The 14,742-nt window shown below is 48.1% G+C and carries 9 protein-coding genes and 1 tRNA gene; 6 read left to right on the forward strand and 4 right to left on the reverse strand.

Going from position 1 to position 14,742, the window contains the following annotated elements; genetic code table 11:
- The first annotated feature begins 13 nt into the window (after window positions 1-13).
- Window positions 14-85: transfer RNA gene (locus tag MKY16_RS14995), tRNA-Val, on the forward strand.
- Between the two features lie 247 nt (window positions 86-332).
- Here MKY16_RS14995 and nirD read toward each other — a convergent pair.
- Both nirD and nirB (MKY16_RS15005) read right to left on the reverse strand, forming a co-directional pair.
- On the reverse strand, window positions 333-662 hold the full coding sequence (gene nirD / locus MKY16_RS15000; RefSeq protein ID WP_029517667.1) for a nitrite reductase small subunit NirD: 330 nt from the start codon (window positions 660-662) through the stop codon (window positions 333-335).
- A 12-nt stretch (window positions 663-674) separates the two neighbouring features.
- Window positions 675-3,107, reverse strand: coding sequence for a nitrite reductase large subunit NirB (gene nirB / locus MKY16_RS15005; RefSeq protein WP_340955885.1), 2,433 nt, complete (start codon window positions 3,105-3,107; stop codon window positions 675-677).
- A gap of 446 nt (window positions 3,108-3,553) precedes the next feature.
- Here nirB (MKY16_RS15005) and MKY16_RS15010 point away from each other — a divergent pair, with 446 nt between their 5' ends.
- The gene (locus MKY16_RS15010) at window positions 3,554-4,156 is read left to right on the forward strand and encodes an ANTAR domain-containing response regulator (protein WP_029517669.1); all 603 of its coding nucleotides are present in this window, start codon (window positions 3,554-3,556) and stop codon (window positions 4,154-4,156) included.
- Between the two features lie 19 nt (window positions 4,157-4,175).
- The gene (locus MKY16_RS15015; RefSeq protein ID WP_340932589.1) at window positions 4,176-5,249 is read left to right on the forward strand and encodes an anthranilate phosphoribosyltransferase; all 1,074 of its coding nucleotides are present in this window, start codon (window positions 4,176-4,178) and stop codon (window positions 5,247-5,249) included.
- A 126-nt stretch (window positions 5,250-5,375) separates the two neighbouring features.
- Here MKY16_RS15015 and nasC read toward each other — a convergent pair whose 3' ends face one another.
- Both nasC and nirB (MKY16_RS15025) read right to left on the reverse strand, forming a co-directional pair.
- Window positions 5,376-7,556 (reverse strand): assimilatory nitrate reductase catalytic subunit NasC, encoded by a 2,181-nt coding sequence (nasC, locus tag MKY16_RS15020; RefSeq protein WP_241113519.1) that lies wholly within the window; start codon window positions 7,554-7,556, stop codon window positions 5,376-5,378.
- An 81-nt stretch (window positions 7,557-7,637) separates the two neighbouring features.
- Window positions 7,638-9,812: a nitrite reductase large subunit NirB gene (nirB, locus tag MKY16_RS15025; protein ID WP_340955887.1), complete on the reverse strand. Its 2,175-nt coding sequence runs from the start codon at window positions 9,810-9,812 to the stop codon at window positions 7,638-7,640.
- 419 nt (window positions 9,813-10,231) lie between these two features.
- On the opposite strand from nirB (MKY16_RS15025), the gene MKY16_RS15030 reads away from it, so the two are divergent.
- From MKY16_RS15030 to MKY16_RS15040, 3 genes are all read left to right on the forward strand, one after another.
- The gene (locus MKY16_RS15030; RefSeq protein WP_029517674.1) at window positions 10,232-11,473 is read left to right on the forward strand and encodes a nitrate/nitrite transporter; all 1,242 of its coding nucleotides are present in this window, start codon (window positions 10,232-10,234) and stop codon (window positions 11,471-11,473) included.
- A 379-nt stretch (window positions 11,474-11,852) separates the two neighbouring features.
- Window positions 11,853-13,571 (forward strand): NAD-dependent malic enzyme, encoded by a 1,719-nt coding sequence (locus tag MKY16_RS15035; protein WP_318627887.1) that lies wholly within the window; start codon window positions 11,853-11,855, stop codon window positions 13,569-13,571.
- A 99-nt stretch (window positions 13,572-13,670) separates the two neighbouring features.
- Window positions 13,671-14,630 (forward strand): AEC family transporter, encoded by a 960-nt coding sequence (locus tag MKY16_RS15040; RefSeq protein WP_069010563.1) that lies wholly within the window; start codon window positions 13,671-13,673, stop codon window positions 14,628-14,630.
- Window positions 14,631-14,742 lie beyond the last annotated feature (112 nt).

The following is a 14,742-nucleotide window of genomic DNA, read 5'->3' on the forward strand; positions in this document are numbered from 1 at the left end:
ATCTAATAACCGAAGGACGGTAGCTCAGCGGGAGAGCATTATCTTGACAGGGTAAGGGTCATGGGTTCGATCCCCATCCGTCCTATTCGTCAAAAGCCTTGATATTCAAGGCTTTTTTGTTTGTCTAGAGATAAATCCAGTTATCCTGTTTTTTAATCAAAATGATACTTATAAGATAAAAAAGCCGCCCGGAAAGATAGGGTCGACTTTTCTGTATACTCAGATCGTTGTACTTTAACAATGCCATTTTTTCTTCAGCAAAGCTTTTCACCTTAATCCTTCTATATATAGAAGAAAAAAAGCAGGACCTCAGCACAATACGCATAGAACTCTTAGATTACGATATAAACCGCCCCGCTCTCACCGTCAATCTCCGTCGGGTAAGCAGTCACACATCCAGTATCTGGCTCTTGCACCCGGCCAGTGGAAAGGTCAACTTTCCAGTCATGGAGCGGACAATGGATTGCTGAGCCACATATCATTCCTTCGGATAACCGTCCCCCTTTGTGCGGACAACGATTCTCAAGTGCATGCACGCTGCCATCGCTCAGACGGAATACAGCTATTTCTGTATCATGAATGCGAACTGTCCTTGCTCCACGTCGGTCAATTTCGTTCAAATTAGCTATTCTGATTCTGTTGGTTGTCGTATTGGTCTCCATTTTGTCAGCCCCCTATTCCATTACTGGCTTAAGTTCCGGCAGCTGCACAAAATTTTTGCGCAGCTCTTCGTTGTGAATAATTTCGTGCCACGGATCAGTCGTCGTGCTTAATGTCTCTTCAATTCTGGTCACCAGTTGCTTCCTCGTCTCTGCATCCGAAAGTGCCTGTTTGATGGATTCCACTCCGACCCGTTCCAACCAATGGGCTGTGCGTTCGTTCCAATTGGCCTGCTCACGATAATACTGCAGATAGGCACCGGTCCATTCCATCACTTCATCCTCGGTTCTAACGGTACAAAGTAGTTCAGCTGCCCGAACCTTGATACCCCCGTTACCTCCAACGTAGATCCCCCAGCCACCGTCAATAGCAACGACGCCCAAATCCTTGATCGTCGCTTCAGCGCAGTTACGCGGGCAACCGGACACAGCCAGTTTGACTTTGGATGGAGCATTCAGACGTTCAAATGCCTTTTCCAACCGGATGCCCATCCCCATAGCATCCTGCGTGCCAAAGCGGCAAAAGGTATTACCTACACACGTCTTAACCGTTCGCAGCGTCTTTCCATAGGCATATCCAGACGGCATATCCAACTCGGCCCAGATCCCTGGCAAATCCTCTTTTTTCACACCAAGCAGGTCAAGACGTTGACCACCCGTAAATTTAACCAGAGGCACATTGTATTTCTCCGCGACAGCAGCAATTTTCTTCAGGTCGGCAGGTGAAGTAACTCCTCCATAAATGCGGGGCACGACAGAATAGGTGCCATCTTTTTGTATATTGGCATGGTACCGTTCATTCGTAAATCTGGATTCCTTCTCATCTTCATAATCCAGTGGCCATAGCATACCTAGATAATAATTGAGGGCCGGCCGACATTTAGTGCAACCTTCCGGTTCGTTCCATCCCAGCACATTCATCACTTCTTTGACACTCTTTAATCCCATCTCCCGAATGCCATCAATGATCGCTTCCCGGTCAAGCGTCGTACAACTACAAATACCCTCTTTCATCGTTTCTCCGGCTTCTGCGCCTGCGTATAGCTGTAAGAGTCCCTCCACTAATGGCTTGCAGCCGCCACATGAGGCCGATGCTTTTGTGCATGCCTTAATCTCCCCGACACTCCGGCAGCCAGCCGCAACCGCCTCTCCAATGTCACCCTTGGATACACCATTACATCCACATACAATTTCGTCATCAGGCATCTGCTCCAGCATCATGGAGCCACTAGCTTCTGGTTGACCAGGATTGAAGCCAAGTAATAACTCTTTCTCTCGGCCAACCACCGACTCGCCACTTTTGATCAACGAAAACAGCATGGCTCCGTCAGACGTATCCCCAAACAGAACGGCTCCGATCAGTTTTTCTTCCTTGATTACGATTTTTTTGTAGACGCTACCAATATCATCCTGATACCGCAGGGAACGTGTTCCCGGTTCATCCTTGTAATCCCCTGCTGAAAACACGTCGACACCCGATACCTTCAACCTTGTCGAGGTAACTGAACCACTGTAGCCGGGAGTCTCCATTCCCGCGAGTCGCTGAGCCAGTACACCACCTTGCTCATATAATGGAGCAACCAGCCCGTAAGTGATTCCCCGGTGTTCTGCACATTCTCCAACGGCGTAGATGCCGGGGATATTCGTTTCCATGTGATCATTTACGATGATCCCGCGGTTTACAGGGATTCCCGCCGACACCGCCAGTTCAATGTCTGGTTTGATGCCTACCGCCATAACGATCAGATCCGCTTCCAACTCGCTGCCATCAGCAAATTTCAACCCTTCCACGCGGCGACGTCCTGTTATAGCCGCCGTCCGCTTATTGACCAGAAATGTCATTCCCTGCTCTTCCAGCTCGCGCCGTAGCATAAGGGAAGCAGCCTCATCCAGCTGCCGATCCATAATATATCCGTTAATATGGATAACTGTGACGTCCATCCCCAAGTTAAGCAGCCCCCTGGCTGCCTCTAGTCCAAGCAATCCGCCACCGATGACGGCTGCTTTTTTGTGCGTCTTCGCCGTCTCCATCATCGTTTCACAGTCACGAATATCCCGGAAACCGATAACACCATCCTTGTCGGCCCCTGGAAGCGGCAGAATAAAGGCTTTAGACCCCGTTGCCAACAACAACAAATCATAAGAGATGCATACGCCGGAGCGTGATGTCACCTGCTGCTTTTCCGTGTCGATAGCTGTGACAGGATCATCGGTATACAATCGAATATTGTTGTCTTCATACCAACTCCAGTCGTTGATGACAATATCCTGCAAACCAGCCCCTCCCGCCAGAACGGAAGACAGCATGATCCGGTTATAGTTTGGATGGGGCTCGGCCCCGAATACCGTAATCTCATAGCTACCTGGTGCAAGCTTCAGCAAATGTTCGAGAGTGCGTATCCCCGCCATTCCGTTGCCGATCAACACTAACTTTTGGATATTGTTCATCAGGTCACTCCCTTTCCATTGGTATCCTCAAAACATAAAAAGCCCGCTTCACATATGGGGATTCAAAATATCCCCCCACATGAGAAAACAGGCTCCATTGCCGTTTCATCGAATACGCCGTTGTATCCATCAGAGTATGGAATTAAAAAGTATTGTAGCTAATATATAATGGTTCAAATGATATGTCAACATTCCTAACGCATAAACTTATAAAAAATTATATTTTATCACCATGTAACATGTCTATGACGTATAAAATATCACTTCCCTACAAAATTAGGATTGATTTTCAGACCAAAACACGCCAAAATGGTTTAAAAGTCCGTTTTAACTTGAGGATGGTGGAAAAATAAAGCAAACGGATGAAATCACATGTCATATTTGTTATCAATGAATATCATCCCCATCGCTAACTACCCTTCATATTACAGAGAGGAGGAGCCCGCTTGCGTTCCTTGTTGGTAATTCACTTACATTCTGACCATGTATCTGAGCAGACACACGCCGTTTCCTCATGGCAGGCAGGACCTGAAAACCTTTTAGAATCCAACGGATACCTAACTCTGCCCTGCCGCAATGAATCTGAAATCAAACAGCTAATCCTTAATGCAGATGCGGCGGTACTAGACATGCCTGTCGGCACGATCAGCATGTGGGGTGGCAGGCTGGAGCAAGCCAAAGCAGTCCCGTTGCTCTGGTGGTGCAGCGCAGAATCAGCGTTATCATCGACAGAGGCTTGTGAAGCTGATGTCACTGTTGATGGCATTCTAACCCCTTCTATGGCAGCCCATGAGCTGAATTGGGCTCTTCATTTTAGTGCCAAACGCTTTTTTGAACGCCAGCACTGGCAAAGTGAACGCAAGCAACTGACCGCTCGGTTGGAAGAACGCAAATGGATTGATATGGCGAAAGGAATACTTGGAGAAGTAAACGGTATCCCGGAAGCGGAAGCATATGATGTGCTGCGGAAAAAAGCAATGAACGAACGCAAACGTATCGTTGATGTGGCAATTTCCATCGTCAAAGCACAGCAAATGCTAAAAGCATAAATCTGAAAGGGGCCTGAACATGAATATCATTGAAATATTAAAAGAAGTTGGTCGTGGCAAAAGGGGCGCCCGGGATCTGAATTACGCCGAAGCCGAAGCTGCTGCCGAACTTATTATGACCCAATCAGCAACCCCTGCTCAAATCGGAGCTTTCTTTGCCGCGGAGCGCATTAAAATGGAGAGTGTTGGCGAGCTGGAAGCATTCGTAAACGTCTGTCGTAAATATACCCATCGCTTCCCGATGCAGGAAGGTATTGATTTCGCCGGTCCGTATGATGGCAGGAAGTCTTCATTTATTGCCACCTTCGCAACGGCCTTTCTACTCGCCTCATGCGGAATTCCTGTAACGATGCACGGCAGTGCACCTCTCCCTCCCAAATGGGGTGTTACGCTCCCGCTTTTATTGCAGGAAATGGGGGTAACGCCCCGGAACATGACGCGTGAAATCGCCGTTCATGCCGCGAAGCTGACTGGTGTACTGTTCGTAGCCTCCGAACAGTGGTGCGTGCCTCTGCGAGATATGCGGCCCATTCGCGAAGAACTGGGGCTTCGCACAGTGCTGAATACTGCCGAGAAACTGGTTGATTACGGTTCTTCCCCATATATTGTATTCGGCGTTTTCCACAATACTGTGTTCGAAAAGACGGCGAAACTCATACAAAATCTGAATTACCACAGAGCTCTGATCGTCCAAGGGAGCGAAGGATCGGAGGATCTGTTCATCGATCGGCCGACCCGGACTTACCTGCTTGCTAACGGTGAAGTATCATTACAGGTTATTGATCCGGAAATGTACGGACTGGATTCGGTGGTACCAGAGCATAACTGGACCCCCGCTGAACAACTGCGCATTACGGAGGAAGTGCTACAAGGCACAGCTTCTATAGCCTTTTCGAATCAAGTGTTACTCAACAGTGCGGTCCGGCTGTTCGTTGCAGGGCGAGTTGACTCCATAGAGGAAGGTTTGTATACCTGCAAACCGCTGCTAGAAAATGGGCACGCCTGGGGTTTGTATTGTCACTGGCGGGAAGCCATGCTCAGAACAGAAATAAAAACGGGAGCAGACAGATCTGAAACCCGATTGCATTTATAATTACTGGCGTCACGCAGTCTAGTGATTACGAGCCCTAAACTGTCCAACTCAAAAAGGCTAGCTCCCTCACTCATACAAGGGGGCTGGCCTTTTATGCAAAGAAAAAGTCACTTACTCCGTCCTGCTCTAGAACTCCGACCATTCCTCGTTATCTGCACTGGTTGCGGCTGCAGCCAGATGAAGGGGACGGATGCGTACAGCTGCCGTTTTGAAGCCAGGCATCCGACAGAACGGATCAAGATCAGGGCGGGTCGCCCGATTAACATTTTGTATCCCACCCCAATGCATGGGCACGAAGAGCGTATCTTCGCGGATATGTGGTTTGATCCGGCTGCGGACAGTGAAGCTGCCGCGCTGTGATGCTATTTCTACCCACTCCCCGTCCCTGATGTGCCAGCGTCGCGCTGTCCGCGGATGAATTTCCACATAATTCTCAATCTCTCGCGCGGCCAGCGACGGACTTCTGCGCGTTTGTGCACCGGTCAAATAGTGAGCCAGTACACGGCCGTTCGTCAAAATAAGCGGGTACTCCTCTGATATCTCCTCTCCTGCTCCACAGCTTTCAACCACCGTAAAAACAGCCTTTTGATCAGAATGGGCAAAGGTTTCCCGAAACATTGTATCCATACCGGCTCTGTCCGTAGACGGGCATGGCCAATATACTCCTTCTTCACGACGCAGCCTGTCGTATGTGATCCCGTAGTAATCGGAAGGACCGCCCCGGCTGGCGAGCCGCAGTTCTTCAAAGATATGCTCGGCATCCCTGTACGAGAAATAGCCGCCCTTGTTTAGCTTTGCAGCCACCTGACACAAAATGTTCCAGTCATCTCTAGCCTCGCCTGGTGCGGGCCTCGCCGCTTCCCGTAGCAGAACGCGGCCCTCCAGATTAGTCATCGTCCCCATATTCTCCAAATAAGATGTCACAGGCAAAACGACGTCAGCCATTCGCGCGGTTTCCGTGAGAAACATATCCGCCACAACCAGCAGATTCAGCTTTTTGAGGGCTTTCTCCACCAGCCGGACATTCGGGTTAGATACAATAGGATTAGAGCCCATCACGAACAAAGCTTGGATTTGTTTCTGATGGACAAGCTCCATCATTTCATAGGCGGACACCCCTTTTCCTGGCAAACTGCTTGGTTTCACTCCCCATACGGACGCCACATAGGCTCGATCTTCTTCATCCTCAATCGATCTGTAACCAGGAAGCTGGTCAGCCTTTTGGCCGTGCTCTCGTCCCCCTTGCCCGTTTCCCTGACCTGTGATAGCTCCATAACCGCATCCTTCCCTTCCAATCTTGCCAGTGGCCAGCACCAGATTAAGAAATGCACGCACCGCCATATGTCCATCTGTCTGCTGTTCAACACCCCTGGCCGTAAAAACGATGCCCGTCTCCACACTGCCAAAGGCACGTGCTGCCTGCTGGATCATTTCTACTTCAATTCCGCACAACGCAGCCGATTCTCTCAGATCCACACCCTTCAAATGAGTCAACAGCTGGTCATAGCCGTTGGTCCGCTTGCGGATAAACTCTTCATTCGCAAATCCCTCATCCACGATGACCTTTAGCATGGCATTGGCCAGCACAGCATCCGTACCCGGCTTGATTTGCAGGTGCAAATCAGCGGCGGCCGCCGTTGGTGTCGCGCGCGGGTCAATTACGATGACAAAGGCGCCGTTTTCCTTCGCCTGGTGAAAGTAAGGCATTAAGGTCGGCTGGCATTCAGCGATATTCGTACCTGCGAGCACAATACAACGAGCCAACGGAATATCAGCCAGCCTGCAGGTCAGTCCGCGATCAATGCCAAACACTTTACTGCCAGCGGATGCCGCTGCCGACATGCAGAAGCGCCCGTTATAGTCGATATATCGCGTACCTACAGCCACTCTTGCAAATTTGCCGAGTAAATAAGCCGTTTCATTGGAGAGTGAACCTCCACCGTAAATTCCGATTGCATCAGGACCTTGTGTGGACAGTAGCGTAGAGAAACTGCTAGCTATAGTATCCAACGCCTCCTCCCACTTGACGGGAACCAGTTGACCCTCTTTGCGAATGAGGGGCTGTACCAGCCTTTCCGCATGAGTCGCATGCTGATGCGCATTCATTCCCTTGATGCACAACCTACCCTGCGAGGCTGCATTATGCTTCCCTTCCGCCTTATACACTGTACGAATGATACCCGCAAGTGTCTCTGTACCCGTGCTAACGGTCATCTTACATTGCACGCTGCAAAACGGGCACTGCGTATCCATTACTGACGGTACATGTAGCCCAGCTTCCGGTTTGCCTTCTCCCGACTGACACATCAAAGCCACCTTCCTTTCGCCATTTTTCGGAATTTTATCGTCTGCACGATAGATAATTCGCCATAACTCCAACTCAACCCGTCATCCTGTCAGCATTGTGGTCCGCAGACTACCCGCTAGACCACTTCGAAGAGCAGCGTCAAGCACACTTTCCCGTAATGCCAGAACACCAGTCCTTTCAATCCACTCCCACATTTTTTCCCCATACCGGGCACTATGTCGGTATATTTGCAAGCAAGTTGCAGTCAGCAGAACCGCTTCTGTCGGGTCTTCCTCCAATCCAAGCAGGTGCCCCTGGCGAACCGGATGCTCTGCATGGCCACCCGCATAGACCTCCCAGCCTGCTGGAGAACGAGATATTCCAATATCGTGGACAAGTACACCTCCGGGATACGCCGATCCAGGACAAATAGCAACTGTAACTAACGCTGGCAATGCGAGACTTCCCCATAAAGTTGCCAACCGCTCTCTTAGCCAGGCTACTTCTACAAATGCCTGATCCATCAGATCCGACTCAACAAAAGACCGATCCTCGGCATTTAGGTTCGTAAAGCGCAGACCCGCAGAGGGCGCCTCTCCTCCGTACTGCGGTGTGACCTGAACCGCAACGCCAGCCCCTAATGGATTTGTCGCAGATCTGTCGCGCAACCCGAGAGATTCCAAGTAATAAAGTACAGCCGGACGACACAATTCACACCCCTGCTGTCTAGTCCAACCGAGACGGGATACTACTTCACCTGGAGTCTGACAGATTGCGTCCACCATAGCTGTTTTAAGCGAATCATGATCGTAATGCGTACATCCACACACAGGGACAATTTCTTGGGCGGTTGGAGTAACTACAGGTCCGGAATCTGTGGATCGGGACAAACTATTTTTGACCAGTGCAGCCACCAGCGGCCGACATCCCCCACAGGAACCGGACGCTTTGGTCCGGCTCTTCACCTCTTCCACCGTCTTCAGCTTATCCGTGGCAATCGCTCGCAAAATAGCCCCCTTACTCACGCCGTTGCACGCACATACCGTTTCTTCTTCCGGCAGTGCGGCTGCCGCATCCTCTGCTTTGCTCCGGCTGTTATCCCGGGATGTAAGCTCTGTAGCGGACGCCCCGCGCCGTACCATTCCGAGCAACGAGGTACTTTCCGCCGTATCTCCGTACAAAATGGCGCCAGTGACAGCACCGCCGTGCATCATCACTTTTTTATAAACCTCCAGCATCCCGTTATATTCCATAACTGCTGTCTCGTTTCCCTCATCGCGAATGTCTCCTGCGGAAAACACATGGATCCCCGCTACCTTGAGCTGCGCATACGGAATCGTCCCTTCATAGGGAGCCGTTTCACGACCACAAATAACTTTTGCCAGCACTTTGCCCTGCTCATATAGCGGCGCCACCAGTCCGTATGAAATCCCCCGGTGCTCAGCACATTCGCCGACGGCATAAATACCAGGAATACTCGTGCGCATATAATCATCCACGACAATGGCGCGGTTTACAGTCAGACCGCTATCCTGAGCTAATTCGATATTCGGTCGGATACCAACCGCCAGCACAACCAAATCCGTGTCCAGCCTGTTCCCGTCCGCAAACATCAAGCCTTGTGCCCTGTTTCGGCCTATGATGTTGACCGTTTCCTTCGCCAAATGAAACCTCATGCCCTGTTCCTCCAACTTTCGCTGCAGAAGCACAGCTGCCGTCCGGTCAAGCTGACGGTTCATAAGATACTGCGCATTATGAACAACCTCAGTTTCCATCCCTAGATTCAGCAGGCCTTGAGCAGCTTCAAGTCCTAACAGCCCCCCTCCGATAACCGTGGCCCTGCGGTATGTTTTGGCATATCTAGCCATGGTTTCACAATCATTCACATCACGAAAAGCAATTACTCCCTGTTTTCGCACTCCAGGAATGGGCGGCATGAAAGGCAATGAGCCCGTTGCCAATATGAGCATGTCATAAGGTTCTTTCATGCCGGATTCCGTTTCCACCATCCCGGCTGCAACATCAATACGACAGACGCGTTCACCCGCGTACAGCTTTACCCCGTTCTCTTCATACCAGTCCCAGTCATGGGTAACGATATGTTTAAATGAGCTCTCCTCCTGAAGCATTTTGGACAGGAGCACTCGGTTGTACCCGGGACGGGGCTCTGCACCAAATATCGTGATTTGGAACCGCTCTGGCTCCAAATTGAGTATTTCCTCCACACATTTGATGCCTGCCATACCATTGCCGACGACGACCAGTTTTTTCATCATGTTAAACCAGCCCCATTCTCCGAATAAAATAAGACAGAAAAAGCCCTTCTCCATTCAATGGAAAAGGGCACCGTTGCCGTAAAAGTCGGCACATCGTTGTGCCGATATGTATCTAAGATTACTGAATTGTGAATGTCATGTCAACATTCAATACATGAAAACTATATTTTCACCTTTTATTTAATTTTTTTCTCGAATTTGTGTTATGTATATTGACATACATTAGATCCTTTTTTATAATTTGAATTAAAATCACTCCAACGTGATCATACCAAGTCGACTCACAATGAAGTGTGTCAACCACGGCAATGAAGCCGCAAACCGTTTCCTAGATACCATGTAGGGGCGATTTGCGGCTTTTCATGTTCAAATTACATTTTGCAGACAAAGAACAACAATTAGAACAGGAGAGATGGAGAATGAACAAAAAAAGTTTCTGGAAAAGCGGACACAAGCCCACCTTATTTGGTTCCTTTCTGTATTTTGATATCAGTTTTATGATATGGGGGATGATCGGACCGTTGGCCGTTGTAATTGCCAATGATTATCCAATGGACCCTGTACAAAAAGCCAATCTTGTCGCTCTACCCATACTCGGTGGTTCCCTGCTGCGGCTCGTGCTCGGATTCATGTCGGATTATATCGGTCCCAAGCTCACAGGACAGATTGGTATGCTTGTCACGATCATCCCGCTTTTGCTCGGCTGGCTGTGGGTTGATTCGCTGGAGCAATTATACGTTGTTGCCCTACTCTTGGGCGTAGCTGGAGCTTCATTTGCAGCTGCGCTGCCGTTAGCCGGTCAATGGTACCCCAAAGAGCATCAAGGCTTGGCTATGGGAATTGCCGGAGCCGGTAATAGTGGTACCGTCCTTGCGACTTTGTTCGCCAACCGCATTGCTCAACATTTTGGCAGTTGGGAAGCCGTTTTCGGATTGGCCATCCTCCCCATCTTAATCGTCTTCATTCTGTTCAGTATTTTTGCCCGCAACAGCCCTCACCGCCCGGCACCAAAAAATCTGTCGCAATATGCTTCGGTGCTCAAACAGAGGGATGCCTGGGTATTCTGTGCCTTTTATTGCGTGACGTTTGGCGGATTCGTTGGCCTTTCTAATTATTTGACTATTTTCTTCAATACCCAGTATGGCCTCTCCGCGGTACATGCCGCCGATTTTGCAACCGTTTGTGTGATTGCCGGAAGCTTTTTTCGTCCTGTAGGTGGTTTTTTATCCGATCGGATTGGTGGTTCACGCATGCTAATGTACTTGTATGCGGGGGCCGGGATTATGCTCGCCGGCATTGCGTTTTTACCGCCACTTACCGTGGTAGTTGTGCTGCTGTTCGTAGGCATGATGTGCCTTGGCGCTGGCAACGGCTCTGTATTCCAGCTCGTGCCGCAGCGCTTCGGCAACGAAATCGGGCTCATGACCGGCATCGTCGGCGCTGCTGGTGGCATAGGCGGGTACTTTCTCCCTCTTATACTGGGTCATCTGTACAAATCAACGGGTTCCTATATGCCGGGCTTCATCTGTCTGAGCCTACTTACGTTCTGTGCCTTTACCCTCGTCATCATAATGCAATTGAAATGGCGTAACAGCTGGATGCGACGCTCTGCTACAGTTACTGATGAAGCCGTCAATCGCATTGGAGAATTAAATGCCTGATATTCATTAAATATAAAGCTGCGAAGCATTGAATTGTCCCTCAACCATCCCTATAGCCCAAAAAATGGCTTAACTTCGTTTATATAAAATGAAGTTAAGCTATTTTTCATGCACACTCAATCGAATCACACCTATAAAAACTATGATAAACATCACATTAGATCAATATTTTCCGAAAATATTATGAAAATTAAATGAAATTTTCATTTAAAAAACATTGAAAATCGCTTTCATTTTCATAATTTCTCTTATGTAAACACTTATATAACCATTTTTCACACAACATACTTGTTCACTTGGTTTAAAATAAGGCGTATACTTGTCCACGAATTGTTCAAGGATGAACTAAATGTAATTTTCTAGAAAGAAGGAATTAAAAATGCGTGCTTTTCATTTTACGGAAGACGGATCTATCGAAACCAAATTAACCGGAAAAGATCTACTTGCCAACCCACTGCTGAATAAAGGAGTGGCTTTTACCTTGGAAGAACGGAAACAACTTGGACTTGACGGTCTCCTTCCTCCTACGATATTAACTATTGAGGAACAGGTTCAACGGGTTTACGAGCAATTTCAGAGCCAACCGGATAATTTGCGTAAAAATGTTGCGTTAAATGATCTTTTTAATCGCAATACGGTCCTTTATTATCGTTTGCTCTCTGAGCACCTAAGCGAAATGCTCCCGATTGTTTATACACCAACAGTAGGCCAGGCTATACAGGAATACAGTCATGAATATCACAAGCCCGGTGGTATGTATTTATCTATTGATAATCTGGCGGGTATCGAAGAGGCTTTTAAGAATTTGAACCTGGACCCTGATGATATCGACCTGATCGTAGCCACAGATTCCGAGAGTATTTTGGGAATCGGGGACTGGGGAGTCGGAGGTATTAATATCTCTATTGGTAAGCTTGCTGTGTATACAGCTGCTGCTGGTATAGATCCTAGCCGGGTGCTGGCAGTTGTTCTTGATGCAGGTACAAACAACGAGAAGCTATTGGAAGATCCTTTATATATGGGGAATCGTCACAAACGTGTACGTGGAGAACAATATGATCAATTTATTGACACTTATGTTCAAGCTGCACTTTCCTTTTTCCCGAATGCTCTGCTGCACTGGGAAGATTTGGGCAATGTCAATGCACGGAACATTATCAATAAATACGGAAATAGTATTTTGACTTTTAATGACGACATTCAAGGTACTGGAGCGGTTACACTCGCAGGTGTGATGTCCGGTGTTCAATTGTCCGGAATCCCACTGAGCAAGCATCGGGTTCTAGTCTTTGGTCCAGGAGCTGCCGGAATCGGCAATGCAGACCAAATTAGCGCCGCCATGATGCTGGAAGGACTGTCAGAAGCAGAAGCAAGACGTAACTTCTGGGCTTATGATTACCGTGGCCTGCTTACCAACGAAACAGAAGGACTTTTTCCATTTCAGGTTCCTTATGCGCGTGATGCTGCAGAATGCCGTGACTGGGAACATGCTGAAGATGGAAAAATCCCTCTGCTTGAAGTCATTCGCCGCGTGAAACCGACGATTATGATTGGTACTTCCGGTGTTAGTGGGGCATTTAGTGAGGAAATCGTTAAAGAAATGGCCAAACATACAGAACGTCCTATAATTATGCCTATGTCCAACCCGACTCCACTTGCAGAAGCAACTCCGCAAGATTTGATCCACTGGACCGAAGGAAAAGCCCTGATTGCCACAGGAAGTCCTTTTGAGCCGGTGATCTATAACAATATTAAGTTTGAAATTGGGCAATCCAACAATGCTTTCGTGTTCCCGGGTCTTGGTCTTGGCGCAATCGTGGTAAAATCCAAAATCATAACAGATAGCATGTTTGCTGCAGCTGCCCATGCAGTAGCTCAAATGGTGGATTTGTCGCAGCCTGGTGCTTCCCTGCTGCCAAAAATCAATGAATTACGCGAAGTATCTGAAGCGGTAGCCGTGGCTGTGGCCAAGGCAGCAGTTCAGGATGGAGTAGCGCGTCATCAACCGGACGATATCGCACAAGCAGTTCGAGATGCGATGTGGGACTGTAAATATAAACCCATCAAACAATATGGTCAGGAAGCGGTCCTGGTTTAAAAAATAGCGAACAACATCAAATTTATACTTGCATACGCAAAGTGATTATTTAACTGATGTCCGCCATTTTTGGCGGACATCTTCATTGGAGGCGACATCATGGCTACAGGTCATATTTTTATTATCTTAATTCCTATTTTCTTTGTCATTTTAATTGGTTATTTCGCAGGATTGTTTAAAGCTTTTAACCCCGCTTCTTCTAAGGGATTAAATACACTCGTGACGAAGTTTGCTCTACCCGCACATTTGTTTATTGGGATTACGACGACACCAAGAGAGACGTTGATTCAAAAGTGGCCCTTTCTTGTGGCTTTGCTACTTGGTGTAATCGGCTTTTATATTGTATTGCTCATTGTTTATCGCTTAATTGCCAAAAAAGGCCTGACTGAATCCTCCATGTTCGCATTGAATTCAACACAGCCTTCTTTTGCATTCATGGGAATTCCGGTTCTGGGCAGCTTGTTCGGAAGTGCGACAGTCGCCATCCCGATTGCGATTACCGGGATCGTCGTTAATGCCATTCTTGATCCGCTTGCAAGTATTTTGGGAACGGTCGGCCAGCGCAAAACAACAGAATCCGACGGCACTAAAGGCAACTTATTTAAAGTCACTATGAAATCAGTCCTTCATGGACTCAGCGAGCCACTTGCCTGTGTACCTTTGTTTGGTGTCATATTGACTCTATGTGGATTCCACGCTCCGAAACTTTTACAATCCATGTTTGATCAAATCGGCAATGTTACTGCCGGTACAGCCCTATTTGCCATCGGGGTAACCATTGGTATCAAGAAGATTACGTTCAGTCCAAAAGCACTTAGCATTGCTATGCTGAAAGCCATCGTAATGCCTATTGTTATGCTCGGTATTGCTGTTCTGATAGGACTATCCCATGAAGATGTAAGCAAAGCCGTACTGCTTGTCGCTTTTCCCGGCTCGGCTGTGGCCGCTATGATTGCTACCCGTTATGAAACACTGGAAACGGAAGCTGCATCTGCATTTGTTATTAGCTCAGTCTTATCGCTCATTTCACTACCCTTGCTCATTTCACTTCTTTTATAAGGGACAGAAAAGTTAAGAACCCTCAATGCAATCCAGGTATTTATAGGTGTAAAGCAAACCCGTTTGTCCTCATTTATCTTATTTTTTAAATATTGTCTGAACAATAAAGTGA

This window comes from Paenibacillus sp. FSL L8-0641 (genome assembly GCF_038006265.1).
Taxonomy (GTDB): Bacteria; Bacillota; Bacilli; order Paenibacillales; family Paenibacillaceae; genus Paenibacillus; species Paenibacillus polymyxa_D.

Coding starts and splice junctions, on each gene's coding strand:
- nirD (WP_029517667.1), bottom strand. CDS start 662: ATGGAGACCAATACGACAACCAACAGAATCAGAATAGCTAATTTGAAC.
- nirB (WP_340955885.1), bottom strand. CDS start 3,107: ATGAACAATATCCAAAAGTTAGTGTTGATCGGCAACGGAATGGCGGGG.
- MKY16_RS15015 (WP_340932589.1), top strand. CDS start 4,176: ATGAATATCATTGAAATATTAAAAGAAGTTGGTCGTGGCAAAAGGGGC.
- nasC (WP_241113519.1), bottom strand. CDS start 7,556: ATGTGTCAGTCGGGAGAAGGCAAACCGGAAGCTGGGCTACATGTACCG.
- nirB (WP_340955887.1), bottom strand. CDS start 9,812: ATGATGAAAAAACTGGTCGTCGTCGGCAATGGTATGGCAGGCATCAAA.
- MKY16_RS15030 (WP_029517674.1), top strand. CDS start 10,232: ATGAACAAAAAAAGTTTCTGGAAAAGCGGACACAAGCCCACCTTATTT.
- MKY16_RS15035 (WP_318627887.1), top strand. CDS start 11,853: ATGCGTGCTTTTCATTTTACGGAAGACGGATCTATCGAAACCAAATTA.
- MKY16_RS15040 (WP_069010563.1), top strand. CDS start 13,671: ATGGCTACAGGTCATATTTTTATTATCTTAATTCCTATTTTCTTTGTC.